A 26,832-nucleotide genomic window follows, 5' to 3' on the forward strand; every position below is an offset into this window, starting at 1 on the left:
GTCAGCCGCGACCGCTGCCCGGATGCCAGAGCACGACCTCCGTCGACCGCCGGATCCGGCGACCGGACGGCATCGGCACGACACCGGCGGAGCCGGCCGCGAACACGCGGACCCCCGGTCGGTTCTCGCGCTCGGCGCGGAGGGCGGCATCGAGCTCGGCGACGCGGCGACGCAGCATCCGGTTCTCGTCTTCGAGGTCGAGCAGGCGCGCGATCGCGGGAAGGCTGACGCCCTCGGACGAGAGCTGCGCGACCTCGCGGAGCTGCTCGATGTTGCGGGTCGAGTAGCGCCGCGAACCGCCCGACGTACGACCGGGGACGACGAGTCCGATCCGGTCGTACTGCCGCAGCGTCTGCGGGTGCATGCCCGCGAGTTCGGCCGCGACGGCGATCGCGAACACCGGGGTATCGGCATCCATCTGCTGATCAGCCATGGAGGGTCACCTCTCTCCGGTGTTCGCGGTCGTCATCGGCGCGCCTTCGCCATCAGGTCGGCGCGCGGGTTCTCGGCGGGCTCGAGGGACTGGAACTTCTCCAGCGCCTCCTTCGCCGCATCGTCGAGGTGCGAGGGCACCGCGATCTGCAGCTCGGCGAGCAGGTCGCCGGTGCCCTTGCTCGTCGACACCCCGCGCCCCTTGACGCGCAGCACACGCCCCGAGGGGGTGCCGGGTGCGACGCGCAGCTTGACGGTGTCGCCGCCGAGCGTCGGCACCTCGATCGTCGCGCCCAGCGCGGCCTCGGTGAACGTCACCGGCACCACGACGCGCAGATTGAGCCCTTCGCGCGTGAAGACCGGATGCGGTCGCACCGTGATCTGCACCACGATGTCGCCGCTCTCCCCGCCGTCGGGCGAGGGGCGGCCTCGGCCGCGCAGACGGATCTTCTGCCCGTCGGAGACGCCCGCGGGGATCTTCACCTTGAACGGCTTGCCGTCCTCACCCTGCAGGCTGATCGTGTCGCCCTGCACGGCCGTGGCGAAGTCGAGCGTGGTGCGCGCCGTGACGTCGGCGCCCCGCTGGGGGCCGCCGAAGCCACGGAACCCGCCCGACGGCTGCCCGAACCGGCCGGAGCCGAACGAGCCGCCCTGCCCCTGGTTGAACATCGCGAAGATGTCCTCGAAGTCGGCGGACTGCCCTCGACCCTGCTGGCCGAACCGGCTGAAGACGTCTTCGAAGCCGCCACCGCCCTGGCCGCCCGCCGTGAAGCGGGCACCCGAGCCCATCGCGCGGATCTCGTCGTACTCCTTGCGCTGCTCGGCGTCGGAGAGCACCGAGTACGCCTCGCTGATCTCCTTGAACTTCGCCTCCGCCTTCTCGTCCCCCTGGTTGGAGTCCGGGTGGTATTTGCGGGCGAGCTTGCGGTACGTCTTCTTGAGATCGGCGTCGCTGACGTCCTTCGAGACCCCGAGGGTCTTGTAGAAGTCCTTGTCGAACCAGTCCTGGCTAGCCATCGATCACCTACTCCGCCGGGACGGCGACCACGACCTTCGCGGGCCGCAGCTCGACGTCGCCGAGGCGGTAGCCCACCTCCACGACCTCGAGGATCGTCGTCGTGGTGGCGCCGGGCGTGGGCTGCTGGAAGATCGCCTCGTGGCGCTGCGGGTCGAACTCCTCGCCCGCCGCGCCGTACGAGACGACGCCGAGGCGGTCGACCACCGAGCGCACCTTCTCGGCGATCGCGGCGAAGGGCGTGCCCTCGACCAGATCGCCGTGCTGGTCGGCGCGGGCGAGATCGTCGAGCACCGGGATGAGGCCCTTGGCGGCCTCGCCCTTCGCGCGCTCGATCTCGACCTGACGCTGCTCCTCGGTGCGGCGGCGGTAGTTCGCGTACTCGGCCTGCAGACGCTTGAGATCGTGCAGCAGTGCGTCCTCCGCGTCCGCGAGCGCGGCATCCGAATCGCCGGCGGCGGCCTCCGCCGTCTGGTCGGCGTTCAGGATGTCGTCGACCGTGAAGTCCGCATCGTCCGAGCCCTCGGCCGCACGCGCCTCGTCGGAGTCCGGGTTCTGCGGCGCGGGGCCGGATGCGTGCGCATCCGACCCCTCGCCCGGAACCTCGGCGTTGTCGTCGAAGTTCTTGTCGGTCATGATTACTTCTTCTCGTCCTCGTCGTCGACGACCTCGGCGTCGATCACGTCCTCGTCGGAGGAGGTGTCGTCACCGGCCGGGGCGTCGCCCTCGGCCGAGGCGCCGGCCGCGGCATCCGCCTGCGAGGACGCGTACAGCGCCTCGCCGATGCGACCCTGCGACTGGTTGAGCTTGTCGAAGGCGGTCTTGACCGCATCCTCGTCCTCGCCGGCGAGCGCCGTCTTGAGCGCGTCGACGTCGGCCTTGACCTCGGTCTTCACGTCCTCGGGCAGCTTGTCGTCGTTCTCGGTCAGCAGCTTGTCGATCGAGTACGCGAGCGTCTCGGCCTGGTTGCGGACCTCGGCGGCCTCACGGCGCTGCTTGTCTTCCGCGGCGTGCTCCTCGGCCTCGCGCACCATGCGCTCGATGTCCTCCTTCGACAGCGACGAGCCGCCGGAGATGACGATCGACTTCTCGGTGCCGGTGCCCTTGTCCTTGGCGGACACGTGCACGATGCCGTTCGCGTCGATGTCGAACGTGACCTCGATCTGCGGGATGCCACGGGGAGCCGGGGCGATGCCGGTCAGCTCGAACGTGCCGAGCGGCTTGTTGTCGCGCGTGAAGTCGCGCTCGCCCTGGAACACCTGGATCGCGACGGACGGCTGGTTGTCGTCGGCCGTCGTGAACGTCTCGCTGCGCTTGGTCGGGATGGCCGTGTTGCGCTCGATGAGCTTGGTCATCATGCCGCCCTTGGTCTCGATGCCGAGGCTCAGGGGGGTCACGTCGATCAGCAGGACGTCCTTGCGCTCGCCCTTGAGGACACCGGCCTGCAGGGCTGCGCCCACGGCCACGACCTCGTCGGGGTTGACGCCCTTGTTGGCCTCCTTGCCGGTCTCGCGCTTGACGAGCTCGGCGACGGCGGGCATACGGGTCGATCCACCCACGAGCACGATGTGGTCGATGTCGGCGACCTTGATGTTCGCCTCGCGGATGACGTCTTCGAACGGCTTCTTCGTGCGGTCGAGGAGGTCCTTCGTGAGGTCCTCGAACTTCGCGCGGGTGATGGTCTCGCTCAGCGACACCGGGCCCGACTCCGTCAGCGACAGGTACGGGAGGTTGATGCTGGTCGAGGTCGAGGAGGAGAGCTCCTTCTTCGCCTGCTCAGCGGCCTCCTTGAGGCGCTGCAGGGCGATCTTGTCGCCCGAGACGTCGACGCCAGAGGTCTCCTTGAACTGCTTGATGAGGAAGTCGACGAGACGCTGGTCCCAGTCGTCGCCGCCGAGGCGGTTGTCACCGGCGGTGGCGCGCACCTGGATGGTCGAGAAGTCGTCGTCCTTGCCCACCTCGAGGAGGGAGACGTCGAAGGTTCCGCCGCCGAGGTCGAAGACGAGGATGAGCTCGTCCTCCTTGCCCTTGTCGAGGCCGTAGGCCAGGGCGGCCGCGGTCGGCTCGTTGATGATGCGCAGGACGTTGAGGCCCGAGATCTCGCCCGCCTCCTTGGTGGCCTGACGCTCGGCGTCGTTGAAGTACGCGGGGACGGTGATGACGGCATCCGTCACGGTGTCGCCCAGGTACGACTCTGCGTCGCGCTTGAGCTTCTGGAGGATGCGCGCGGAGATCTCCTGCGGCGTCCACTTCTTGCCGTCGACGTCGAACGACCAGTCGGTGCCGACGTGGCGCTTGACGGAGGCGATGGTGCGGTCGACGTTCGTGACGGCCTGGCGCTTGGCGGTCTCGCCGACGAGCACCTCGCCGTCCTTCGTGAACGCGACCACCGAGGGGGTGGTGCGGAAGCCCTCGGCGTTGGCGATGACCTTCGGCTCGCCGCCCTCGAGGACGCTGACGACGGAGTTCGTCGTACCGAGGTCGATTCCCACAGCACGTGCCATGTTGTTCTCCTTTGTATTGCGGGGTCTGATGGTCGGAAAATCCGGGGCGACCAGGGAAACCTGAGTCGCGATGACTCAACTGTACTCCGACCCCCCGGATGCTGTCAAACAAACTTGATATGAGTTCGCTCAACTTTTGATTCGGGGCTTCTGGGTAAGGCCACCCTTACCGATCGCTGGCAGGATGGAGATGACGGAGGTGCGCTTTGGACGATACGACCCCCTACGACGCCCTGATCGTGGGCGGCGGACCCGCGGGGCTCTCGGCCGCGCTCAACCTCGGCCGATCGCTCATGCGGGTGCTGCTCGTCGACGCCGACCGCCCGCGCAACGCCGCGACCATGAACTCCCACGGGTTCCTCACGCGTGACGGCGTGCCCCCGTATGAGCTGCGTCGTCTCGCCCGCGCCGAGCTCGACGCCTATCCCGACGTCGAGGTGCGCTCGCGGGTTCGCGTGCTCTCGCTGCGTCGGGAGGGCGACGGGTTCGTCGCCGCGCTCGGACGACGCGAACCCACCGAGACGGTGACCGCACGTCGCGTGATGCTCGCGACCGGGCTGCGCGAGACACTGCCCGACGTGCCGAACCTGCGCGGCTTCTACGGCATGAGCCTGTTCAGCTGCACCGCGTGCGACGCCTGGGAGCTGCAGGGTCGGCGGCTGGCCCTGATCGGCGAGACCCCCGACCTCGCCGACCGCGCGCGACTGATCGCCCACTGGACGCGGAGCCTCACGGTGTTCACGAACGGCTCGGATGCGGTCACGACCGCCCAGGAGACCGAGCTGCTCGCGACCGGGGTGGCGGTGCGGCGCGCGCGGATCGCGGAGCTTGTCGGCGACCGCGGCCGGATCGAGGCCGTGCGGCTCGACGACGGGACGACCATCCCGGTCGAGGGCGGATTCGTGCGTCCGGAGTGGTCGAGCGACCTCTCGTTCCTTCACGAGACCGCGCCGGCGATCGACGGCCACGGACTCATCGTCGTCGACCGCGGAGGGCGCACAGACGTCGCGGGCCTCTACGCCGCGGGGGACGCGACCGTCCCGGGACCGCAGCAGCTCATCGTGGCCGCGGGGGCAGGAGCGCAGGCCGCCAGGACCATCGTGCGGGATGCCGTGGGAGTGGTCTTCGCGCACTGAGCGCCGGCCACCGGCATCCGATCACTTGCCGCCGGGAGGGCCGACCAGCAGCAGGATCACGTACAGCGCGACGATGCCGACCGCGAGCAGGACCGCGAGCACCCACGGGCGACGCAGGAACCACCGCATGAGCCGGTCGTACCAGCGCGCGTCGCGCGGGTCGGCGGTCTGCTCCAGGCGCCAGTCGCCGGCGAGCCGCCCGGTGCGCTGCAGCCAGATCTCGGTGGGGATCGTGGCGTACGGGATCACCGCGCTCGCGACCGCGACCACCGCCACGCCGACGTGCCAGCGCTGGTTGAGGGCCACGAGAACCGCGGTCGCCGCGTAGGCGAGGAACACGAAGCCGTGGATGCCGCCGCCGATCGTGACGACGACGCCCGGCGCTCCGAGGGCACGGGCGATGATCGCCGCGATCAGGATGGTCCAGGTGATCGCCTCCGCGATCGCCAGGACACGGTACAGACGGCCGGGTGCACGGAACACGGGACTCCTCGGGTGGGGTCCTGCCAGCGTAGCCGGGGTCCCTATGAGTCCCCGGGCCGGAATACCGGAGCCCGCGGGGGCGTTGCCGAAGGCATGGTGATCGCCGACCCCTCCGCGCTGACGCGCGTGCTCGACTCCGTCGATCTCACGCTCGGCGTCGCCCGTCGCGCGGCCATCGAGCCCGGCGGACTGTTGCCGCTGCCCGCAGGATCCGCGTCGCTCGTGTACGTCGCCGCGGGTGCGGTGCACGGACACCCGCCGCTGTCGGTCGGATGCCGGCTCGACATCGACCGCGCCTCGACCTCGATCGCCGTCGACGAGACCCCGCACACCGCCTCGTTGTCGGTCGGCGATGCCTTCCTCACGCTGGGCCGCACCGCGGTCGCGCTCGAAGCCGACGTCGCAGCGGACCTCGTGGTGTTCGATCTCGCGTTCTCGCCGAGCGCCCGTGCGCTCACCGATGCGCTGCCCGATCCCGTCACGGTCACCGCGTTCGACGCGCTCGAGCCCGCCGCGGCGGCGCTCGCGGGCAGCATGGGCCCGACCGACCCGCCCGGGTCCCCCGCACGCCAGGGCGACCCGCTCATCTGCCGCATGATGGCGCAGACCGTGCTGCTGTCGGTCATCCGCGCGTGGGCAGCGAACGGCTGCGCCCCGGCCGGCTGGCCCGCGGCATCCGATCCCTTCCTCGACCGCGTGGTCGACGCGATCCACGAGCAGCCGGGCCGCGAGTGGACGGTCGAGAGCCTCGCGAGCGTGGGGGCGATGTCGCGCTCGGTGTTCGCCGAGCGGTTCCGCACCGCGATCGGCCGCTCCCCCGCCGACTACGTCACCGAGGTGCGCATCGACGAGGCCAAGCGGATGCTGGAGTCCGGCCTCTCGGTGTCGCAGACCTCGCGCGCGCTGGGCTACGCCTCGGACGAGGGGTTCAGCCGCGCCTTCCGTCGCCGCACGGGGATGACCCCGTCATCGTGGCGCGCCGCGCACGCGGCCGTCCCGGCCTAGCCGCGAGCCCGGGCCACCCGGTTCGACGCCCCGAACAGCAGCGCGCCGAGCAGCAGCACGACGGCGCCGATCACGTACACGAGCTGGATGCTGAGAGTGTCGACCAGCAGTCCGCCGACTCCCGCCGCGAGCGCGATCGCGCCCTGGAATCCCACGACGACCAGGCTGCCGCCGGCCTCCAGGCGGTCGGGCATGCGGTGTCCGACCCAGGTGTTCGCGACGAGCAGCCACGACGAGAAGAAGAAGCCCCACACGAGCACGATCACACCGACGCCGAGCACCGTGCCGGAGAGCAGGACCATCGACAGCACGGACGCCGCGATCACGAGCGGCGCGAAGACCGAGAAGAACGCGAAGCGCCGGTCGATGATCAGTCCGATCGACAGGTTGCCCGCGAGTCCGCCGACGCCGAACACGGCGAGCAGGATCACGATGGTCGAGGCGTCGACGCCCGGGATGCTCTCGAGCGCCAGACGCACGTACGTGTAGGCGAGGAAGTGCCCGAGCACCACGAGCACGTGTCCCAGCATCCCGAGTCCGATCCCCGGACGACGCAGAGTGTCGACCAGGAGGCGGATGCTGGACGCCTGCTCCGCCGGCACCGACGGGAGCACGAACCGGAGCGCGACCGCGAGCAGCACCATGAGCACGCCGGCGATCGCGAACACCGTCTGCCAGTTCACGATCTCGCTGAGCATGACGCCGAGAGGCACACCCGCGACGGTCGCGAGCGAGACGCCCGCCGACGTGAACATCACCCCGCGGCCGAGGTGCTCAGGGCCGGCGAGGCGCACCGCGACCGTGATCGACATGGCCCAGAAGGCGCTGATCGCGGCACCCAGCAGGAACCGCGCGAGCAGCACGATCAGGAGGTTCGGGGCGATCGCGACGACGAGGTTAGACACGGCCGCGGCGAGCGCCATCCACACGAGCAGCGAACGGCGGTCGAGCCGCGGGAAGATCAGGCCCACCGTGGGCGCGACCACGAGTCCGACGAGCGCCGTGACCGTGACGGTCTGGCCCGCCTGCCCCGGCGTCACGCCGAGGGCGTCGGCCATCTCGGTGAGCACGCCGTTGGGGAGGAACTCGGCCGTGACGAGCAGGAAGCCCATCAGCATCAGCACGATGAGTCCGCCGTAGCGGATGCGATCGGCGCGGGTGGTCGTCACGGGAACGGGGGCGGTCGTGGTCATGCTTCCAGCTTTCCCGCGTGCGGGCCCGCGCGCCCGACGCGGCGTCCGCGGCATCCGACCGTTCGTCCGGCGTCGATGGTCGTGACAGACCGGCGGCATGCGGGGTAGAGTCGACGGCGCACCGGGATCACCCCGGGAAGACCGAGCGAGAGGAGCAGAAGACATGACGAACGTCTTTGTCGCTCCCTCCGCCGACATCCTTCCCTGAGGCCGCCGCCCGCGTGGTCTCCGATCCTCTGGAGCCACGTACCGTGACCGATCCCCTCGCGTCCTTCGACGCACTCGAGACCTCTCTCTCCTTCGCCGACGTCGACCCCGGCGACGGCCAGCGCTGGACCACCTGGCCGACCACCATCCCCACCCAGCGGGGTCCGCTGCCCTGGCCGGAATGGGTGGTGACGGATGCCGGCGCGCACGACACCGAGCTCGGCATCCTCAAGACCGGCAAGGAGGCCGACGTGTTCCTGCTGGAGCGCGCCGTCCCCGGCGACCCGTCGCAGCGCACCCTGCTGGCCGCCAAGCGCTACCGCGGCGAGGAGAACCGCAGCTTCCACCGCTCGGCGATGTACACCGAGGGCCGCGGCGTGCAGAACACCCGCGACGCCCGCGCGCTCGCCAAGAAGTCCGCGCACGGGCGCGAGGTCGCGGCATCCGCCTGGTCCATCGCCGAGTTCGACGCCCTGTGCCGCATGCACGAGCTGGGGGCGCCCGTGCCGTACCCCGTGCAGGTGAACGGCACGGAGATCCTGATGGAGTTCCTCGGCGACGCGGCCGGCACGGCGGCTCCGCGGCTCGCGCAGGTGCGTGCGAGCCGCGAGGAGCTCGCCGGGTACCACGTCCAGATCGCGGAGATCATGCGGATCTTCGCGGCCGCGGGCTTCGCGCACGGCGACCTGTCGGCGTACAACCTGCTCATCCACGAAGGCCGGGTGCGCGTGATCGATTTGCCGCAGATCGTCGACATCATCGCGAATCCGCAGGGTCTCGACTTGCTGCACCGCGACTGCGTCAACGTGTGCGAGTGGTTCGCCCGCCGCCGCGTGGAGTGCGACGCCGAGGACCTCTTCGCCGAGCTGCTCGCGGCATCCTTCGTGTGACACCCCGGATCGAGAAGCCGCGGCACCCGCTCGGATGCCGCGGCACCCTCCCCGCTGCCCGTGCACCCTCGCGTCGGAACTCCGGAGAATCGCACCGCCCGCACCGTAACGGGGCGAGAACGGCGCTGGAGCACCCGGATCTCCGGAGTTCTGACGCGGGACGCGAGGGTCGGGGTCAGCGGGCGAGCTGCGCGGCGAGCAGCGTCACGAGCTCGTACACGACATGGCTCGCGGCGATGCCGGTCATCTGCGCGTGGTCGTAGGCGGGCGAGACCTCGACGACGTCGGCGCCCACGATGTTCTGCGACCGCAGCGAGCGGAGGATGCGCAGCAGCTCGCGGCTCGTGAGCCCGCCGGCCTCGGGGGTGCCTGTGCCGGGCGCGTGCGCGGGGTCGAGCACGTCGATGTCGATCGACACGTAGAGCGGCCGGTCGCCGATGCGGTCGAGGATGCGTCGGATGCCGGCCTCGACGCCGTGCTCCTCGATGTACTCGCTCGACACGATCGAGAAGCCGAGGCGCGCGTCGTCCTCCAGATCCTGCTTCGAGTAGAGGGGCCCGCGGGTGCCGACGTGGCAGCTCGCGGTGAGGTCGATCAGGCCCTCCTCGCTCGCCCGGCGGAACGGCGTGCCGTGCGTGATGGGCGCGCCGAAGTACGTGTCCCACGTGTCGAGGTGCGCGTCGAAGTGCAGCACCGCGACGGGCCCGTGCTTCGCGGCGACCGCGCGCAGCAGGGGCAGCGCGACCGTGTGGTCGCCGCCGATCGTGACGATGCGCTGCACCTGCTCGCCGAGTGCGCGGGCCGCCGTCTCGACCTCGGTCACGGCCGCGGTGAGGTCGAACGGGTTGACGGGGATGTCTCCGGCATCCACGACCTGCGCGACGGCGAAGGGCGACACGTCCTGCGCGGGGTTGTAGGGACGCAGCAGACGCGAGGACTCCCGCACGTGCGACGGACCGAACCGGGTGCCGGGGCGGTAGCTCACGCCCGAGTCGAACGGGATGCCGACCACGGCGATGTCGGCGCGCTCGACGTCTTCGAGACGCGGAAGGCGCGCGAAGGTGGCGATCCCGGAGTAGCGGGGGTTCACGGAGGCGTCGATCGGCCCGATGTTCTCGGTCATGCGGTGGTCCTGTTCTCTCGGAGTTCTCCGGCGACCGCATCCTGCGGGATGTGCACGAGCTGCACCCCGCCGGTCGCGATCGCCTCGCGGATGCTCGGCACGATGTCGGCACGCGAGTCGACCCGGCGACCGTGCGCACCGAAGGCCGTCGCGAGCGCCGTCCAGTCGGGCTGCACGAGGTCGACGCCGACCGGCGTCATGCCGCGGTCGACCTCGTTCTGACGGATCTCGGCGTAGCCGCCGTTGTCGACGCACACGATCGTGACGTCGAGCCGCTGCTCGACCGCCGTCACGATCTCATTGACGCAGAACATGAGCGCGCCGTCGCCGATCACGGTGACGACGGGATGCTCGGTCTGCGCGACCCGGGCGCCGATCGCGGCGGGCAGGCCGTAGCCGAGCGTGGCATACGTGGGCGTGTACAGCAGGGTGTGCGGATGCCGGGAGGCCAGCACGCTGCCGAGAGCCAGGTAGACGATCTGCGAGGAGTCCCCGGCCACGATCGCGTCGTCGGGCAGCGCCTCGGCGATGACCTCGGCGAGCGCGACGGTCTCGGGCAGCACGTCGCGCATCTCCTGCGCGATCGCGGCGCGCTCGGCGCTCAGGTCGCGCCCGGGTCGCGCGTCGGCGGTGAGCCGCGCGAGTATCTCGCCCGTCACAGCCGACGCGTCTCCGGTGAGGCCGACGGTCGCTGCGAGGTTCTTGTCGAGCTGCGCGGGCGAGATGTCGACGCGCACGACCGCACCGCGTGCGTCCAGACGAGGGGCCCACAGCTCGGCCTCACCCAGCTTCGACCCGACGACGAGCAGCACGTCGGCGTCTTCGGCGACGGCGCGCGCAGCCGCGAGGCGCAGGTTCGAGCCGAGCGAGAGCGGATGCCGTTCGTCGACGACGCCCTTGCCGTTCAGCGTCGTCAGCACCGGCGCGCCGAGGCGTTCGGCGATCGCGGTGAGCTCGTGCCCGGCATCCGTCGACCCGCCGCCCGCCACGATCACGGGACGCTCGGCCGACGACAGCAGCCGGGCCGCGTCCGTGAGCGCCGCCGGGTCGCCGGAGACGCGCGGCGGGAGCGGGCGCGGTCGCCGCGCCTCGGCGGAGACGTCGGCGGGAGCCTCGAGCACGTCGAGCGGGATCTCGATGTGCACGGGGCGCGGTCGGCCGGTGCGGAACAGCGCGAACGCATCGTGCACGGCATCCACGGCCTCGGCGGCGGAGGTCACGCGGCGCGACCACTCGGCGATCGCACCGACCATGGCCGTCGCGTCCTTGGTCTCGTGCAGCGTGCCGACGTCGGCGAACTCGGCGCCGAGCGCGACGCCCGGAGACAGCACGAGCAGCGGCCTCGACTCGCAGAACGCGGTGCCGATCGCGCTCATGGCGTTCTGGAGACCGGGGCCCGAGGTCGTGATGACGACGCCGGGCAGACCGGTCTGCTGCACCCAGCCGTCGGCGCCGTAGCCGGATCCCTGCTCGTGGCGGTTCGTCACGGCGCGGATGCCGAGATCGGCGAGTGGACGGTACAACTCGAGGTTGTGCGTGCCGGGGATGCCGAACACGGCGTCGACCCCGTACCCGCGGATCGTCTCGAGCACCGCGCGACCGGCGGTGTCGGCGTAGGGCGCGGCGAGGTCGTGCTGCGGGTGCGTCATGCTCCGATCCTCGCTCACCGATGCGCTCACCGACTCGCTCACCGACTCGCTCACCGACTCGCTCACCGACTCGCTCACCGATGCGCTCACGCCGAGACCTCGGCGCGCACGGCCGCGTGCCGGCGCTCGCCGTCGACCCAGGTCTCGCGCACGGCGATCGACGCGATGTCCTCGGCCGCGACCGCGAGCGGGTCGTCCGACAGCACGGCGAAGTCGGCGTACTTGCCGACCTCGAGCGAGCCCAGGTCGTCTTCACGCCCGATCGACACGGCGCCCTCGTAGGTGTGGGCGCGGAGCGCCGCGGCGGCGCTGATGCGCAGGTCGGCGGGGCCCAGCGAGTGGCCGCGGCGCGTCACCCGCGTCACGGCGGTCTGGATCGCCTCGAGCGGGATGGGGTCGGCGACCGGAGCATCCGAGGAGATCGTCATGGGCACACCGGCGCGCTCGAACTCGCCCAGGGGGTTGAAGCGCTCGCCCGGGGTGCCGATCGCCTCCTCGACGCCCTCGCCCCAGTTGAAGTAGTGCTGCGTCTGGTTCACGGGACGGATGCCGGCCGCGGCCATGCGGGTGATCTGCTCGGGCGTCGGCAGGCCGCAGTGCTCGATGCGGTGGCGGGCGTCGCCGTCGGGGTTCTCGGCCAGGGCCGCCTCGATCGCCGAGACGACCATCTCGATCGCGGTGGGCGACTGCGCGTGCGTCGCGGTCTGCAGCCCCGCGGCGTGCGCCTTGGCGATGAGCGCTGCGTAGTCGGCGGGCTCGTGGTACAGCTGACCGGTGCGGCACGGGTCGCCCACGTAGCCGTCGGGGAAGTACGCCGTCCACCCGCCGAGCGTGCCGTCGGCGTAGAACTTGATGCCCGCGAAACTCAGGTGCGCGTTGCCGAACTGGCCGACCATGCCCATCTCGAGCGCCTCGTCGAGAAGGTGCGACAGCAGGTACATCGACACCCGCACGGGCAGTCCGCCGGCCTCGGCGAGGCGCAGGTACATGTCGAACTCGCGGCGGGTGACCTGGCAGTCGCCGATCGACGTGACGCCCCCGGCGAGGAAGCGCTGCGTCGCGGCATCCAGCTGTCGCAGGTGCTCCTCGGGCTCGTCGGCCAGGTGGAAGTTCGGGCCGTGGTGGCCGATCTTCACGCCGTGCACGCCCGTGAGGATGTTGCACGCGGCATCCGAGATCTCACCGGTCAGCTCGCCGTCGGCGTCGCGGAAGAACTCGCCGCCGTCGGGGTTCGGGGTGTCGCGGTCGACGCCGTTCACGGCGAACGTGCGCGAGTTCACGACGCCGCCGTGCCCCGAGGCGTTCATGAGGTACACCTCCCGTTCGGTCGACACCTGGTCGAGCTCGAAGCGGGTGGGATGCCTCTTCTCGGCGAGGTTGCGCTGCTCGTAGCCGTATCCACGCACGGGCCGCCCTTCGGGCGCCTCGGCCGCGGCGGCCTGCAGCAGCGCGACGATCTCGGGGATGCTGCCCGCTTTCGCGGGCCCGCAGTCGACCCACGTCATCATCTGCCCGAACATGAGCGGATGCGCGTGCGCGTCGACGAATCCCGGCACGACGACCGCATCGCCCAGGTCGACGACCTCGGGGGCGAGACCCGCCCGATCCGCCGCCTGCTCGCACTCCGCGGGAGTGCCGAGAGCGACGATCCGTCCACGATCGGTGAGCATCGCCGTGACGGTCGCGCCGGCGGCATCCACGGTGTGGATCGCGCGAGCGATGAACAGCCGCGGCGTCGTCTGCGCGGAACGGTCGAAGGGGGTGAGCTTTCGCATGGGAGGGCCTGTTCGCTGTCGATGCGGGTGGGACGGGGCGGGCGGTCGGATCGGCGGGTGGCCGGGTCAGGGCAGCCGGTTCGCCGTGGTGTCGGTGCGGGCCGCGAACGAGGCCGTGACCGGCGCCTCGTCGGAGTGCTGCGGCGCGAGGCGCGTGCAGATGCCGGCGATGACGGCCATGCCGATGAACATCGCGATGACCGACCAGACGCTGCCTGTCCAGGCGATGAGCTGCGTCGCGAACCAGGGCGAGAACCCGGCCCACACCGCGGCGCCGACGCCGTACGACAGCGCGATCGAGGTGTAGCGGGCCTGCGGACGGAACATCTGCGCGAGGATCGCGGCGATCGGGGCGTAGGTCGCGCTCATCGCGATGCGCACGAGCGAGGCGAGCAGGAAGATGAGCGGCTCGACGCGTCCGGGCATGATCAGCAGGAACGGCGCGAACGTGAGCACCGAGGTGATGAGACCGATGTACATGACGTTCTTGCGGCCCCACTTGTCGCCCAGCCAGGCGACGGGCAGCGTGACGACGAACTCGACGAATGAGGCGATCGTCATGGCGTCGAGGATGACCTGCTCGCTGATCGCGATCGGCTCACCCGTGGCGTAGGCGGTCGCGAAGGTCGTGGCGAGGTAGTAGCCGCCGGTCGAGATCGGGAGGATGCCGATGCCGAGGAGGATCGGCTTCCAGTTGGCGCGCAGCGCGAAGGCGAGCGGCATGGACTGCTTGCGGCCCTCGATCTTCTTCTCGAACACCGGCGACTCCTCGACGCGGTAGCGCACCCAGAGGCCGACGCCGACGAGCACGATCGAGAGGAGGAACGGGATGCGCCATCCGCCGTCCATGATGAAGGTGTCGCCGCCGCGCGACATGATCGCGAAGATGCCCGAGGCGAGCAGCGCGCCGGCCGGGTTGCCGAGCTGCGTGAACCCGCCGTAGAAGGTCTTGGACTTCTCGGGGGCGTGCTCGACGCTCATGAGCACCGCGCCGCCCCACTCGCCGCCGACCGCGAGACCCTGGATCGCGCGGAGCAGGATCAGGAGGATCGGGGCCAGGATGCCGATGTTCTCGTACGTGGGGAGGCAGCCGACGAGCACGGTCGCGACGCCCATCAGCAGCAGCGTGATCACGAGCGAGACGCGCCGGCCGAGCTTGTCGCCGATGTGACCGAAGATGATGCCGCCGAGCGGGCGCACGAGGAACGCGACGGCGAAGGTCGCGAACGCTGCGGCCGTCTCGGCGAGACGGTCGCCGCTCGGGAAGAACAGCGGGCCGAACACGAGCGCCGCGGCGGTCGCGTAGACGTAGAAGTCGTACCACTCGATCGTGGTGCCGACGAAGGCGGCGATGCCTGCGCGACGCGCCTTGCTGTGGGTGGAAGCCATGGGGCCCGCTCCTTTGCGGAAGATGTTCGGATAGCGAAGGATGCTACGGACACCGCGAGGCTCCGACAAGGCCAGAACTCCAGCGTGACGCCTCGTTCACTGGAGTTCTGTTCACTGGAATGCGCATCATCGGTCTTCTCAGCCGTCGCGAAGGCGCCTACACTGCTCTTGTGTTCGCGCGTCGGCGCGTTCGCGGGAAACTGACGAATGTGAGCGGGACGATGGATTTCGACGCAGAGCTGATCCGGGCGCTCCAGGAGGACGGTCGCGCCAGCATCCGCTCTCTCGCCCTCCGACTCGACCAGTCGCGCGCCGCGGTCGCGGCACGGCTGAGGGCCATGCTCGACGATCGCACCGTGCGGGTCGTCGCCGCCGTCGACCCGGTCTTCCTCGGTCAGCACGTGCTCGCGCACGTCTCGATCCGCACCGACGGCGCGGTGGAGGTCGTGGCCGAGCATCTGCGCGACATGAACGAGACCGTGCTCGTGTCGGCCGTCGGCGGAGCGCACGATCTCGTGACCGAGGTGCGCCTGGGCACCATGGCGGAGCTGCACGACCTGCTCGCGCAGATCCGTGCGGTCGACGGCGTGCTCGACATCAACACGATCATCTACTCGACCGTCGTGAAGGGGTTCTTCGTCTCGGACTACCACGGCGACGTGACGCTCGACACGATCGACGAGGACCTCATCGAGCACCTGCAGTCGGACGGGCGGATGAGCTTCCGCGCCCTGGGCGACGCCGTGCGCCTGTCGCCGTCGGCCGTCGCGACGCGGGTGCAGCGCCTGATCGACGGCGGCGTGATCAAGATCAGCGCGGTCGAGGCGCGCGGTCTCGCCCACCGGCAGCTGTCGATGGGCGTGGGGCTCAATCTCAACCACGACGACGAGGCCGTGATCGAGGAGCTCCGCACCGGGCGGGGCATCGACTTCGCCGCCCGCACGCTCGGCCGCTTCGACGCGGTCGCGACTCTGGTCGAACCCTCGGCGGGGGCGCTGTACGCGAGCCTCGAGAGGCTGCGATCGCTCGCAGGGGTCACCCGCATCGAGGCGTGGCTGCATCTCGCCGTGCTCAAGGAGGACTACGCCCGCACCCTGCACGCCCCCGACCTCACGGCGCGCGTCGGCGGGCGCTGACCGGCGCGCCGTCACCGCGCGTTCACCGTGCGCCGCCAGACTGCGAGCATGAGCGAAACCCCCCAGAACGGCGAGGTGCCCGAGCCTGCCGCGACGGCCAACAGCGGCGCGGTCGGCGTCATCGGCCTCGACCTGCGCGGCGACGAGCCGGCGCCGAAGAAGCAGGTCTTCTCGTGGGCGCTGTGGGACTGGGCGACGCAGCCCTTCAACACCGTCATCCTCACCTTCATCTTCACGGCGCTGTATCTGACGACCGAGGCGTTCCTGCCGGCCGACATCGCCGCGCTCGGCGAGAACGACCCGATCCGCAGGGCCGCCGAGGCCGACCTCGCGTCGGGCCTCGGGCTCGGATCGACCATCGCGGGCATCGCGATCCTCCTCATCGCCCCGGTGCTGGGTCAGCGGGCGGATGCCGCGGGGCGTCAGAAGCTCTGGCTCGGGATCGGCACGGGCGCCCTGATCGCGTGCATGCTGGGGCTGTGGTTCGTCGAGCCGACGCCGACGCTGTTCTGGCTCGGCGTCGCGCTCATCTCCGCCGGATCGGTGTTCGGCGAGATCGCGGCCGTGAACTCGAACGCCATGCTGATCGGCATCGCGAACCCCAAGACCGTCGGGCGCATCTCGGGCCTCGGCTGGGGCTTCGGCTACATCGGCGGCATCCTCGCTCTCGTGCTCGTGGTCGTGTTCTACATGCTCGACTGGTTCGGGCTGCCGGAGGACGGCGGTCTGCCGTTCCGGATCATCGCGGTGGGCTGCGCGATCTGGGCGATCGTCTTCTCGATCCCGATCTTCCTCAACGTGCCGGAGCCGTCGCTGGGCCGCCCCGACCGCAAGGTCGGATTCTTCGCGTCATACGCACTGCTGGTGAAGGACGTCGTCGGGCTGTACCGCAACCCCGAGACGCGGAACACGTTCTGGTTCCTGCTGTCGAGCGCGGTGTTCCGCGACGGTCTCGGCGGCGTCTTCGCGTTCGGCGCGATCATCGCCGGGCAGGTGTTCGGGTTCGAGTTCCTCGAGCTCGTGATCTTCGGCATCGCCGCGAACCTCATCGCGGGCGTCTCGACGATCATCGCGGGACGCTTCGACGACACGTACGGCCCGAAACGCATCATCCTCGTCTCGCTCGCCTCCATGATCGTCGCGGGTCTCGCCGTGTTCTTCCTCGTGGATGCCGGCACCGTGGTGTTCTGGATCGGCGGCCTCATCCTGTGCGCGTTCGTCGGCCCGGCGCAGGCGGCGGCGCGGTCGTTCCTCGCCCGGGTCACCCCGGCGGGGCGCGAGGGCGAGATCTTCGGCCTGTACGCCACAACGGGGCGCGCGGCGAGCTGGATGTCGTCGGGCGCCTGGACCCTGCTGATCGTGCTGACGGGGGCGACGGCGTTCGGGATCGTCGGCATCGTGCTCGTGCTCGTCGCGGGATTCCTCCTGCTCCTGCCCGTGAAGGCGACCGCGCGCTGAGTCTCGACTGCCCGCGCCGAGACGGGAGTAACCTGACCGCGTGACGGTCATCATCGCGTTCCTCGCCAACGTGCTCGTGGCGCTCGCGAAGACCGTCGCCGCGATTCTCACGTCGTCGGCGTCGATGGTCGCGGAGGCCGCGCACTCGTGGGCGGATGCCGGCAACGAGATCTTCCTGCTGGTCGCCGATCGCCGCGGCGCGAAGGCCAAGGACGAGCGGCATCCGCTGGGCTACGGGCGCGCCGCGTTCGTGTGGTCGCTGATCGCCGCCTTCGGGATCTTCACGGCGGGATCGATCGTGTCGATCATGCACGGCGTGCAGGAGCTGGCCGAGACCGGACCGGTGGAGAGTCCCGGCATCGCGTACGCCGTACTCGGCATCGCCTTCGTGCTCGAGGGCACGTCGTTCACGCAGGCGCTCGTGCGGTCGCGGCGCGAGGCGCGCGAGCGCGGGTCGTCGACCTGGGACTACGTGCTCGAGACGAGCGACACGACGCTCCGCGCGGTGTTCTTCGAGGACATGGCGGCCCTGATCGGCCTCGTGCTCGCCGGCGGTGCGATCGCGCTGCACCAGATCACGGGCGTCGCCGCGTGGGATGCCGTCGGATCGATCCTCGTCGGGGTGCTGCTCGGGATCGTCGCGGTCATCCTCATCGGGCGGAACATCGCCTTCCTCGTGGGGACGAACGCCTCGCCCGAGTTGCGGGGCCGGGTCGGACGCGCTCTGCTGTCGTCGCCGCAGATCCAGCGCGTGACGTATCTGCACATCGAGTACGTGGGCCCCAACCGCCTGTTCCTCGTCGCCGAGGTCGACCTCACCGGCGACGCCCGCGAGCACGATGTGGCCGCACGTCTGCGCGAGATCGAACGTCAGATCGAGCAGCATCCGATCGTCGAGACGGTCGTGCTGTCGCTGTCGGTCGACGACGAGTCGTCGCTCGACTTCGGTGACGGTGCAGGCGACGGCGCGGGAGACAGCACGGCCGATGCTCCGAGCACGTAACCCCGGTGTCCGCACGCGAGAGCATGACGGCACCAGCGCCGTGATCACATCACTCCGGCGGCGGCGGCAGGCACGGGCGCTCTCGTCGACCCGCGGCGGCGCACACGGGTACGCGGTCGGCTGGTCGAGCGCTCCCCCGCCGCCGGGGTCACGCTGAGCCGCGGCGTGCGCCAGCACTGATCGGGGTCCCACCATGCGGGTCCCCGCACCTGGGGCAGCCCGCCGTTCATGCGGATCTCCCACCCCGACCCGCCGAGCGATCGGTGATGCCACCAGCACAGCGGCACCCCGTTGTCGGTGTGCGTCGGCCCGCCACGGGAATGCTCGGTCACGTGATGGATCTCGCACCATCCGGCCGGCACATGACACCCGGGGATGAGACACTATCTGTCGCGCGCCACGATCGCCCGTCTCTGATGCATGGTGAAGACGCGGTCGGTGCTGCTGACGCCGATGATGCGCCCTCCGTCGAGCACCACCCGTTGGATCGTTCCTGTGCATCCGACCTGCGCCGCGACCCGAGTCGGCACGTGACCCTGCGCAGCACCGTGCGCACCCGGGAGTGATGCGGCTCCTGTGCCGTGAGCGAGGTCCCGCGCGTCGACGGTGACCACGAGGGTCGGCGCCGCCCCTCCGAGAGACGGCATGTCGTTGTGCCGTGCCGCGATGCCGAGCACCGCCGCGAAGGCGTCGTGACGCTTCTGCGTCGCCGTCCGACCGTCGATCACGTGTCGCGGGTCGACGTTGAAGGGATCGTCGTCGGGACGGCCACCGGTGCCAACATCGCCGACGCTGGGCCGAGCACCGCCAGCGCCATCCGCACCGCCCGCACCCGGGCCCGCATCCGCATCCGCATCCGCATCCGCATCCGCATCCGCATCCGCATCCGAGAATCTCACCCTCGCGGAAGTTCCCCCTCCCGCGGGATTGTTCATCGCGTCGAGTATCGTCTCCAACTGCGCCGCGACCTCCGGCGACAGCCAGCCGCGGATGGGCCGGAGTCCGTCGCGCAGGCGCCCGACCGTGAGGCCACGGCGATGTTGAGCGTGGCGGTCATCGGGCTCCGCGCCGTCGGGATCCAGCAGCGCGACGAGCGTGTGCGCGAGGAATCCGAGATCGTCGGGCGTCGGGACGGGGCCCTGCGGCTCGCCACCCGCCCCGGCATCCGAGGCATCCTCGGCAGCCTCGGCAGCCTCGGCATCCGATGATGCGTATCCGCCGCGCGCCGCATCGGCCAGGCACTGGTCGGCGCTCGCCCGTTCATCGGCCGACAGCCGATCTCGGCACCTCTCGAGTGGAGCTGTCGCCGCGAGCATTCCGCCGATCGTGAGCGCGCCATCGAGCAGCGCCTCGCGCAGGGCCGGCCACCTCGCGGGCAACCTCTCACCGGAGAGGAGGTTGACGTCTCGGCGCACGAGGTCGACGGCCTTGCCGATGCGCGTCGCGCCCGCCCCGTCGGCCGACAGCGTGCGCTGCAGCAGCTCGTTCTGCGATCGGCAGCCCGCGCTGTGCGGAAGATCGACCGGGTCGCCCGTGGCGACGGTCTCGACGATCACGGCCTCGACACGGCGCAGCGCCGCGCCCGCTGCCGCGAGGATGTCGAGCCGTTCGGCCGGCATGAGCCCCGCGAGCGCGTCGTCGGCCAGCACCGCGTCGAGGTCGGAGACGACACGATCGAGGCGGATGCGGGAACCGGTGGGCATACCCCCATACAAGTGGGGACCACCGACATTCAGAGACCGTCAGACCGACTTTTTCCCGAGCTCAAAGCAGTATTCCGGAACACGGCACGCCCTCGGCCGTCGCGATCGCGAACCGCGTCAGACGTCCCAGTTCTCGGCGAGCTTGCCGAGCAGGCGCGCCAGCTCGGCGCGCTCCTCGTCGGTGAATGCGGCGAGCGCCTTGCCGAGCACCTCGCGCCGCTCACCGCGCACACCGCGCACGAGCGAACGCCCCTCGTCGGTCAGCGCGATGCGCGTGCGTCGCGCGTCGTCGGGGTCGGCCTCGCGGCGCAGCCATCCGTGGGCGACGCCCTGCTGCACGAGTCGGGAGGCGCGTGGCTGGTCGACGCCGATGGCGGCCCCGAGTTCGCTCACGCTGAGCGGAGCGGATGCGGCCGCGAGCGCCTCGAGCACCCGCATCCGCGCGGGACCCCCGAAACGCCCTGAGGGGTCGCCCATCCACGGCGGCATGCCGGGGTGCCCCGATCGGCCGGGATGCCCGTGCTCGAAGTGATCGGGATGCGGGCCGCCGTGCCATCCATGCGGGCCGCCGCGTCCACCGGGACCGCGACCGCGCTCGCCCGAACCCGGCCTGCGCCCGCGCAGCCGCGAGAGCGCTCGGGCGATGGCCTCGGTCGGGTCGTCGTCTGCGTCACTCACGCATCCGATATTACATGCGACTTGACATGCATTCACATCGCATGTCACACTACATATACATGCATTGTGACAAGCACATGCTCACTGACAACTAAGGAACTCACTCATGAACACCACGGATACTCAGAACCCCGAGAACACGGACCCCGAGAACACCCCGAACTCCGACCGCCCCTTCGGCTACTGGCTGAAGGCCGTCGACCGCCTCATGGCCGCCGAGTTCGCCACGGCTTTCGACGGCGAGCACGCGAGCCGCCGCGACTGGCGCCTGCTGAACGTCGTCGACGGCACCGCGGCTCCGCGCCGGCCACTGTCGGCGCACAAGCTGCACGGACTCGTCGAGCGCGGATGGATCGTCGCCGACGGCGACGGCTGGACCCTGACCGACGACGGACGTGCCGCGAAAGACCGCCTCGGCGGCATCGTCGACGGCATCCGCGCGAAGGTCGCCGACGCGGTCTCGCCCGACGACCTCGCGACCACGATCGCCTCGCTCGAGCAGATCGCCCGCGCCTTCGGCTGGGACGAGGAGACCCCTCTCCCCCGCGGTCGCAAGCACGGACGCGGCTTCGGCCGGCGTCACGGCTTCGGCCCGCGGCACGGATTCGGCCGGCGTGGCTTCGGTCGGCCCGGCGCACCCTTCGGCCGCCCGTTCGGCCCGGACTTCGGCCCGGACGCCGAACACGGCGAGCACGACTGCGGACACCTCGGCCACCCCGGCCACGACCGCTTCCGTCGCGGGCACGGCGAGCACCCGTTCGCCGGGCGCGAGTTCGCGGGCCGCGAGTTCGCCGGACACGAGCACGACGCGGATCACGCGCACGGCGACGTCCACGGCGACGTCCACGGCGAGCACCGCCACGGCGGACGCGGCTTCGGCGGGCACGGCCACCCGGGACACCCCGGAGCCCGCGCCGCCCGCATGGCCCAGCACGCCTTCGAGCGCGGCTTCGACGCCGGCTACTCCCGCGGACGCGACGCCTGACGGCATCCGCTCCCCAGAACGCCCCCTCCGGCCCGCCGGCGGGGGCGTTCTGCATCCCCGCGCGATGCGGAGCTACCGCAGCGCCGGGAGGATGACCTGGTCGACGAGTTCGGTGACGGCCTCGGGTTCCAGTGCGCGACGGCGCAGACTCACGCTGCCGAAGGCCGCGGTGGGCACGATCCCCGCGATGACCGCGACCGGAGCATCCGCGCGGACTTCTCCGCGCTCGATCCACCGCTCGATCACACTCGTGAGCACAGCCACGGGAGGACCGCCGATCACGCGGTACGCGACCTCGCGCAGTTCCTCGTCGCGGCCGATCTCACTGAGGATGCTGGCCAGCACCCCGGCGGTGCGCTCATCCGCCTCGGCGAAGTGCAGCGCGGCCGCGAGCAGATCGCCCCGCAGCGTTCCGGTGTCGGGTGCGTCCGCGGTCACCTGCAGCGCCCGCACGGCGGCCACCACGAGTTCGGCCTTGGTCTCCCAGCGGCGATAGATCGCGGACCGTCCGCAGTGCGCCCGCTGCGCGACCGCGGCGATCGTCGTGCCGGCATAGCCGTTCTCGATCAGCAGCTCCTGCACGGCGGAGAGGATGCCCGCCTCGACGCCGGGGTCGCGCGGACGACCGGCCGTCCTGCTCGCCTCATCCGCTCCCATGAGTCCCCATTGTATATTCCGGGACTCAGTAGTACCGTTACGTATCGGTACCAACCGGTACCGATATTAGATTCACGGATGAAGGAGCTGTCATGGTCACCACCGCCGCCTCCGAGCGGACCGCCACCCGGTCGCGCACGCGCACCGCCGTCGCCCTCGCCGCAGCCGTCGTCATCGCGATCGCCGCGAACGCCGTCGTCGCGACCGTCGCGGTCGCCAGCGGCGCGCCCGCGACGTACGGCCCGCTCACTCTCCCCGCCTACGGACTGTTCACCGCCCTCGGCGTGATCGCCGGCTGGATCGGCTGGACCCTCGTGCAGCGCAGGGCCCGAGATCCGCGTCGCACGCTGTCGATCCTCGTCCCCGTCGTCACGGTCGCATCGTTCGTGCCCGACGTGCTGCTGCTCGCGCTCGGGTTCATCCCCGGCACGACCACAGGCGCCGTGATCGCCCTGATGGTGATGCACCTCGTGGTCGTCGCGGTCGCCGTTCCGGCCTACGCGTACGCCTCCCGCGAGCGCTGAGCCTCGGCATCCCGCGGCGGGATCTCCTACCTCGGCGCGAGTAGCGCGGATGCCGCTGCGACCACCGATTCCTCACCACCGCTCGACCAGGGGAACGAGGTGGTGGTCGCAAGGAAGACGCCGAGCGCGACGGCGCCGACCAGCAGCGCGATCAACACGGTGAAGATCACGCCGGTGAGCACGCGGTAGCCGCCCGAGGTGGGGGCCTCGGGGGCGACGGACGGCTGGGCCCAGTCGTCCGCCACCGCCGCGGGGCGATCACCTGACGCGGCGTCCGCCACGGGGGCCGGGCGCCGCGTCGACCGCAGCTGCGCCTCGGGCGGGGGCGGAGGGATCACGGCATCCGCGGGAGGGATGTACGGAGGCGGGGATGTCTGGGGCTCCACCGCATCGGGGATCGAGGGGGCCGGCGGGATGAGCCCGTCGGGGATCGGCGTCTCGGGCGGAGGCGGCACGACCGCATCCGTCGTCGGATCCTGCGGGTTCGTGCCGTCGCTCATGTCAGCCTCCCAAGGCTCCCACGTCGGTGACTCCCACGTCGGTGCGGTGGAAGTTCTGGAACGAGCGCGATGCCGTCGGCCCGCGCTGCCCCTGGTAGCGGTTGCCGTAGGGACCGGATCCGTAGGGGTTCTCGGCCGGCGACGTCAGCCGGAAGAAGCACAGCTGGCCGATCTTCATGCCGGGCCACAGCTTGATCGGCAGGGTCGCGACGTTCGCGAGCTCGAGCGTCACATGGCCCGTGAAGCCGGGGTCGATGAATCCGGCGGTCGAGTGCGTGATGAGGCCGAGGCGTCCGAGCGACGACTTGCCCTCGAGCCGCGCGGCGACGTCGTCGGGCAGGGCGACCTGCTCGAACGTCGCCCCGAGCGCGAACTCCCCCGGATGCAGGATGAACGGCTCGTCGGGATCGACCTCGATCAGCCGGGTGAGCTCCGGCTGATCCTCCGAGGGATCGATGAACGGATACTTGTGGTTGTCGAACAGGCGGAAGTAGCGGTCGAGCCGCACGTCGATGCTCGACGGCTGGATCATGTCCGGCTCGTGCGGCGCCAGACCGATGCGGCCCGTGGCGAGTTCGGCCCTGATATCGCGATCACTGAGAAGCACGGCCCCAGCCTAGTTGCCGCACCGCCGCGGCGCTTTGGCCGTGACGCGTCGGCCGGGTAGGCTTGCGATCACCCGCTCCTCGGACGCGGGTGCGGGGCTGTAGTTCAATGGTAGAACTTCTGCTTCCCAAGCAGACAGCGCGGGTTCGATTCCCGTCAGCCCCTCCGTATGTGATTTCCAAAGCTATTCCAGACATTCTTGAGTCACTCCAGACTGAAGATTCCGGGGCTTCACCGACCGTGATTCCACCTCGCGGCCGGAAGCGTGCCGCGAGGTCACGGTCATAACAGGAAGGTCTCGAGACCTCGCACACCCCGAGAATGGCGCGACCGCGAGATGTTTAAAGACGGGCCTCTCTAGGGCACACAGCGAGTCTCAGACGTGCCTCCTTGCATTCACACTGATGAGAGGGTTGCAGGATCTACTCATCGGCAGTGCCGAGCCCGGCTCTTCGGGGTCGAGCGACCAAGAAAGCTGCCGGGAAGGAGACATCAATCATGACTGACAATGCGGATACCGAGCGGGACGACTCCGCGGCGGAACCGATCCGAGTGGACGTGTGGTCCGACATCGCCTGCCCGTGGTGCTATATCGGCAAGCGGAAGTTCGAGGCAGCCCTCACCAGGACCGGCATCCCCGTCGAGATCGAATACCACGCGTACGAGCTGGCCCCCGATCTGCCCCGAGAGTTCGAAGGGAGCGAACAGGACTATCTGGAGATCCGCGGATACACCGCTGACCAGGTGGAGCCGCTACTGAACCGGATCGTCGGCGCCGCGAAGCAGGTGGGCCTGGACTTCGACTACGACATCCTCCGCCACACGAACATGCTCAAAGGGCACCAGCTGATCCGCTGGGCCAAGGAGCAGGGGCATCAGCTGGAGATGGTCGAACGAATCCTCGCCGCGCACTTCGAGGAAGGGCGCCACGTCGGACGCGACGAGGATCTCGCAGACCTCGCAGCCGAGATCGGTCTCGACCGAGAGGAGGCACTGAAGGCACTGCGCGACGAGCGTTACGTCGACGATGTGCACGCCGATGAGGAGAAGGCGCGCGAGCTGGGCATCCAGGGTGTGCCTTACTACGTATTCGAGGGGCAATACGGCGTCTCGGGCGCACAGGACCCGTCGACGTTCGCCGACGTGCTGCGCCAGCTCGTCGAGCGCAAGAAGGAGACCGTCGCATGACCGCGCCGAGGACAGGATCGGAGCACATCGTCGAGCTCGATGTGCCGCTCGCCGCGGGCTGCGTCGACGGTGTCTGCGAGATGCCGAACGTCAGCGCTCAGAGCGACGACGACAAGTAACTCCGTACCGAACAGCTTCGGCCGTCTCGACCATAGGGTCGGGGCGGCCGAAGCCTTTGTCGCATGTACCAGTAGTTCGTACACGTACGACGACGGCGATCAGTCCTCAGGACTGATCGCCGTCGTCTGTTCGCGAAGCAGCGTGCCGTTCAGGTCAGCCGCGCGTCCCGTACGGAGGGAACGCGTGGGTGCGGGCGAAGATGACCACGACCACCGTGAAGGCGACCAGCACCGCGACCGCGAGCAGCAGGGATCCCGTGCCGAGGCCGGCGAGCAGGATGCCGCCGATCAGGCCGCCGAGGCCGATGCCGCCATTCCACATCGTCACCATGAGAGGCTGGGCGGCATCGGCGTGCTCACCGGATGCCGACATCAGAGCGCCCTGGAAGAGGGTGGCCGCGCCGCCGAATGCCAGACCCCATGCGGCGACCGCGATGTAGTCGATGACGGGACTGCCCGACCAAAGCGTGAGGGCGATGGCGGCCGCACCGAAGAACACCGTGCTCGACACGACCAGGCGACGGTGGTGCCGGTCGACGAACAGACCGGTGAGCCAGATGCTGACGATGGAGGCGATGCCGAAGTCGAGCAGGATCCACTGCACCTGGTCGGCGAGGCCGACGCCGGCCAGAACGGGTGCGATGTAGGTGTAGAGGATGGTGTGCGCGAGAACGTACACGCCGGTCACGATGAGGATGGTGCGCAGGCCCTTGATGCGCAGCAGGTGGCGCAGCGGAAGACGGTCGCCGAGCTTCTGGCCGGGGACGTTCGGGAGCTTCCACAGCGTCCACACGATGAGAAGAGCCGTGATGATCGTCATGATGCCGAATGTGGACTGCCAGCCGACGATCTGGCCGAGGAACGCGCCGACCGGCACACCGAGGGAGAGGGCGACCGGGGTGCCGGCGAAGGCGAAGGCCATCGCGCGTCCCTTGAGAGCGTCGGGGGTGATGCGCTGCGCGTAACCGCCGAGGAGGCTCCACGCGACGCCGGAGGCGGCGCCGGCGAGGAAGCGGGCGATCATCGTGATGGTGTAGTCCAACGACAGGGCGGTGATGAGGTTGGCCGCGAGGAAGCCCCCCAGAGCGGCGATCAGCAGGTGGCGTCGCGGCCAGTTGCTCGTTGCGACGGAGAAGGGGATGGCGGTGAGCATGGTCGCCGCGGCGTAGATCGTCACGGTCTGACCGGCGACGGACTCGGAGACTCCGAGGGCCGCGCTCATCTGCGGGAGCACGCCCGCGGGGAGCGCCTCCGTGAGGGTGGTGATGAATCCGGCGGTGAAGAGGGCGATGAGAGCCGCGATGGGCAGTCGCTCGACCTTCCTCGTGCCAAGAGGGACGCTCTGCGCCTGAGTCATGAGATGTTCCATTCCTGCATGGCTGCGCCGGGTGGGACAGTCATGCGATTTCGAGTTCAGGGTCCGCGAAAACCGGGCCGAAGAAGATCCTGCAACGTTGACACCAGTGAGAATGCA

27 protein-coding genes and 1 tRNA gene are annotated in these 26,832 nt (G+C 70.1%); 11 read left to right on the forward strand and 17 right to left on the reverse strand.

All coding sequences use genetic code 11. From position 1 onward, the window contains the following. Position 1: 1 nt before the first annotated feature. From ACIPYT_RS03175 to dnaK, 4 genes are read right to left on the reverse strand one after another with little or no spacing between them, the layout of a single operon-like run. The gene (locus ACIPYT_RS03175) at positions 2-433 is read right to left on the reverse strand and encodes a heat shock protein transcriptional repressor HspR (protein WP_401070575.1); all 432 of its coding nucleotides are present in this window, start codon (positions 431-433) and stop codon (positions 2-4) included. A 32-nt stretch (positions 434-465) separates the two neighbouring features. Next, positions 466-1,449: a DnaJ C-terminal domain-containing protein gene (locus ACIPYT_RS03180; protein ID WP_401070577.1), complete on the reverse strand. Its 984-nt coding sequence runs from the start codon at positions 1,447-1,449 to the stop codon at positions 466-468. Between the two features lie 7 nt (positions 1,450-1,456). Then, the gene (locus ACIPYT_RS03185; protein ID WP_401070579.1) at positions 1,457-2,083 is read right to left on the reverse strand and encodes a nucleotide exchange factor GrpE; all 627 of its coding nucleotides are present in this window, start codon (positions 2,081-2,083) and stop codon (positions 1,457-1,459) included. Positions 2,084-2,085: 2 nt separating this feature from the next. After that, entirely contained in the window at positions 2,086-3,951 is a 1,866-nt protein-coding gene (gene dnaK, locus ACIPYT_RS03190) for a molecular chaperone DnaK (protein ID WP_401070581.1), read from the reverse strand. Between the two features lie 206 nt (positions 3,952-4,157). On the opposite strand from dnaK, the gene ACIPYT_RS03195 reads away from it, so the two are divergent. After that, entirely contained in the window at positions 4,158-5,087 is a 930-nt protein-coding gene (locus tag ACIPYT_RS03195; protein WP_401070583.1) for an NAD(P)/FAD-dependent oxidoreductase, read from the forward strand. 21 nt (positions 5,088-5,108) lie between these two features. Here the strand turns inward: ACIPYT_RS03195 and ACIPYT_RS03200 are convergent, their stop codons facing one another. Next, positions 5,109-5,570: a DUF3817 domain-containing protein gene (locus tag ACIPYT_RS03200; protein ID WP_401070585.1), complete on the reverse strand. Its 462-nt coding sequence runs from the start codon at positions 5,568-5,570 to the stop codon at positions 5,109-5,111. A 93-nt stretch (positions 5,571-5,663) separates the two neighbouring features. Between ACIPYT_RS03200 and ACIPYT_RS03205 the strand changes: the two genes are divergently transcribed. Next, positions 5,664-6,575 carry a helix-turn-helix domain-containing protein gene (locus tag ACIPYT_RS03205; protein ID WP_401070587.1) on the forward strand — a complete coding sequence of 304 codons (912 nt, stop codon included), beginning with the start codon at positions 5,664-5,666 and terminating at the stop codon, positions 6,573-6,575. Here the strand turns inward: ACIPYT_RS03205 and ACIPYT_RS03210 are convergent. Continuing rightward, positions 6,572-7,768 (reverse strand): MFS transporter, encoded by a 1,197-nt coding sequence (locus tag ACIPYT_RS03210; RefSeq protein WP_401070588.1) that lies wholly within the window; start codon positions 7,766-7,768, stop codon positions 6,572-6,574. The genes ACIPYT_RS03205 and ACIPYT_RS03210 overlap by 4 nt on opposite strands. A 251-nt stretch (positions 7,769-8,019) precedes the next feature. On the opposite strand from ACIPYT_RS03210, the gene ACIPYT_RS03215 reads away from it, so the two are divergent. After that, a complete protein-coding gene (locus ACIPYT_RS03215; RefSeq protein WP_401070590.1) occupies positions 8,020-8,865 on the forward strand; it encodes a serine protein kinase RIO in 846 nt (281 codons plus the stop codon). Positions 8,866-9,040: 175 nt separating this feature from the next. Here ACIPYT_RS03215 and speB read toward each other — a convergent pair whose 3' ends face one another. The 4 genes from speB to ACIPYT_RS03235 form a co-directional block, all read right to left on the reverse strand. Further along, positions 9,041-9,988, reverse strand: a complete 948-nt coding sequence (gene speB / locus ACIPYT_RS03220; RefSeq protein ID WP_401070592.1) for an agmatinase — start codon at positions 9,986-9,988, stop codon at positions 9,041-9,043. Then, positions 9,985-11,637, reverse strand: a complete 1,653-nt coding sequence (locus ACIPYT_RS03225; RefSeq protein WP_401074730.1) for a thiamine pyrophosphate-binding protein — start codon at positions 11,635-11,637, stop codon at positions 9,985-9,987. The genes speB and ACIPYT_RS03225 overlap by 4 nt, the downstream gene beginning before the upstream one ends. 86 nt (positions 11,638-11,723) lie before the next feature. Further along, positions 11,724-13,412: an amidohydrolase gene (locus ACIPYT_RS03230; protein ID WP_401070594.1), complete on the reverse strand. Its 1,689-nt coding sequence runs from the start codon at positions 13,410-13,412 to the stop codon at positions 11,724-11,726. 66 nt (positions 13,413-13,478) lie between these two features. Continuing rightward, on the reverse strand, positions 13,479-14,801 hold the full coding sequence (locus ACIPYT_RS03235) for an MFS transporter (protein WP_401070596.1): 1,323 nt from the start codon (positions 14,799-14,801) through the stop codon (positions 13,479-13,481). 221 nt (positions 14,802-15,022) lie between these two features. Between ACIPYT_RS03235 and ACIPYT_RS03240 the strand changes: the two genes are divergently transcribed. The 3 genes from ACIPYT_RS03240 to ACIPYT_RS03250 are packed head-to-tail and all read left to right on the forward strand — an operon-like array spanning position 15,023 to position 18,398. Then, entirely contained in the window at positions 15,023-15,937 is a 915-nt protein-coding gene (locus tag ACIPYT_RS03240) for an Lrp/AsnC family transcriptional regulator (RefSeq protein WP_401070598.1), read from the forward strand. 48 nt (positions 15,938-15,985) lie between these two features. Continuing rightward, a complete protein-coding gene (locus tag ACIPYT_RS03245; protein WP_401070600.1) occupies positions 15,986-17,395 on the forward strand; it encodes an MFS transporter in 1,410 nt (469 codons plus the stop codon). A 40-nt stretch (positions 17,396-17,435) separates the two neighbouring features. Continuing rightward, complete coding sequence (locus tag ACIPYT_RS03250) at positions 17,436-18,398, forward strand: cation diffusion facilitator family transporter (protein WP_401070602.1); 963 nt, start codon at positions 17,436-17,438, stop codon at positions 18,396-18,398. Positions 18,399-18,442: 44 nt separating this feature from the next. Here ACIPYT_RS03250 and ACIPYT_RS03255 read toward each other — a convergent pair whose 3' ends face one another. The 3 genes from ACIPYT_RS03255 to ACIPYT_RS03265 all read right to left on the reverse strand — a co-directional run bounded on the left by ACIPYT_RS03255 (position 18,443) and on the right by ACIPYT_RS03265 (position 20,779). After that, positions 18,443-18,730, reverse strand: coding sequence for a hypothetical protein (locus ACIPYT_RS03255; RefSeq protein WP_401070603.1), 288 nt, complete (start codon positions 18,728-18,730; stop codon positions 18,443-18,445). A gap of 51 nt (positions 18,731-18,781) precedes the next feature. Then, the gene (locus tag ACIPYT_RS03260; RefSeq protein ID WP_401070605.1) at positions 18,782-20,101 is read right to left on the reverse strand and encodes a DUF222 domain-containing protein; all 1,320 of its coding nucleotides are present in this window, start codon (positions 20,099-20,101) and stop codon (positions 18,782-18,784) included. Between the two features lie 117 nt (positions 20,102-20,218). Then, positions 20,219-20,779: a MarR family winged helix-turn-helix transcriptional regulator gene (locus ACIPYT_RS03265; protein ID WP_401070606.1), complete on the reverse strand. Its 561-nt coding sequence runs from the start codon at positions 20,777-20,779 to the stop codon at positions 20,219-20,221. 106 nt (positions 20,780-20,885) lie between these two features. On the opposite strand from ACIPYT_RS03265, the gene ACIPYT_RS03270 reads away from it, so the two are divergent. Continuing rightward, positions 20,886-21,764: a hypothetical protein gene (locus ACIPYT_RS03270; protein ID WP_401070608.1), complete on the forward strand. Its 879-nt coding sequence runs from the start codon at positions 20,886-20,888 to the stop codon at positions 21,762-21,764. 72 nt (positions 21,765-21,836) lie between these two features. Here the strand turns inward: ACIPYT_RS03270 and ACIPYT_RS03275 are convergent, their stop codons facing one another. After that, the gene (locus ACIPYT_RS03275; RefSeq protein WP_401070610.1) at positions 21,837-22,421 is read right to left on the reverse strand and encodes a TetR/AcrR family transcriptional regulator; all 585 of its coding nucleotides are present in this window, start codon (positions 22,419-22,421) and stop codon (positions 21,837-21,839) included. Positions 22,422-22,513: 92 nt separating this feature from the next. Here ACIPYT_RS03275 and ACIPYT_RS03280 point away from each other — a divergent pair, with 92 nt between their 5' ends. Beyond that, positions 22,514-22,945, forward strand: coding sequence for a DUF6069 family protein (locus ACIPYT_RS03280; RefSeq protein WP_401070612.1), 432 nt, complete (start codon positions 22,514-22,516; stop codon positions 22,943-22,945). Between the two features lie 26 nt (positions 22,946-22,971). On the opposite strand, the gene ACIPYT_RS03285 is transcribed toward ACIPYT_RS03280, so the two are convergent. Beyond that, the gene (locus ACIPYT_RS03285) at positions 22,972-23,445 is read right to left on the reverse strand and encodes a hypothetical protein (protein ID WP_401070614.1); all 474 of its coding nucleotides are present in this window, start codon (positions 23,443-23,445) and stop codon (positions 22,972-22,974) included. Position 23,446: 1 nt separating this feature from the next. After that, a complete protein-coding gene (gene dcd / locus ACIPYT_RS03290; RefSeq protein ID WP_401070616.1) occupies positions 23,447-24,052 on the reverse strand; it encodes a dCTP deaminase in 606 nt (201 codons plus the stop codon). Positions 24,053-24,145: 93 nt separating this feature from the next. On the opposite strand from dcd, the gene ACIPYT_RS03295 reads away from it, so the two are divergent. The 3 genes from ACIPYT_RS03295 to ACIPYT_RS03305 all read left to right on the forward strand — a co-directional run bounded on the left by ACIPYT_RS03295 (position 24,146) and on the right by ACIPYT_RS03305 (position 25,358). Beyond that, a tRNA-Gly gene (locus ACIPYT_RS03295) sits at positions 24,146-24,216 on the forward strand. A 270-nt stretch (positions 24,217-24,486) separates the two neighbouring features. Beyond that, complete coding sequence (locus ACIPYT_RS03300) at positions 24,487-25,239, forward strand: DsbA family protein (protein WP_401070618.1); 753 nt, start codon at positions 24,487-24,489, stop codon at positions 25,237-25,239. Beyond that, positions 25,236-25,358, forward strand: a complete 123-nt coding sequence (locus ACIPYT_RS03305; protein WP_401070620.1) for a hypothetical protein — start codon at positions 25,236-25,238, stop codon at positions 25,356-25,358. The genes ACIPYT_RS03300 and ACIPYT_RS03305 overlap by 4 nt, the downstream gene beginning before the upstream one ends. 154 nt (positions 25,359-25,512) lie before the next feature. On the opposite strand, the gene ACIPYT_RS03310 is transcribed toward ACIPYT_RS03305, so the two are convergent. Beyond that, the gene (locus tag ACIPYT_RS03310) at positions 25,513-26,715 is read right to left on the reverse strand and encodes an MFS transporter (RefSeq protein WP_401070622.1); all 1,203 of its coding nucleotides are present in this window, start codon (positions 26,713-26,715) and stop codon (positions 25,513-25,515) included. Between the last annotated feature and the right edge of the window lie 117 nt (positions 26,716-26,832).

The sequence above is a fragment of the Microbacterium sp. NPDC089695 genome (genome assembly GCF_044749085.1).
In the GTDB taxonomy this organism is placed as follows: Bacteria; Actinomycetota; Actinomycetes; order Actinomycetales; family Microbacteriaceae; genus Microbacterium.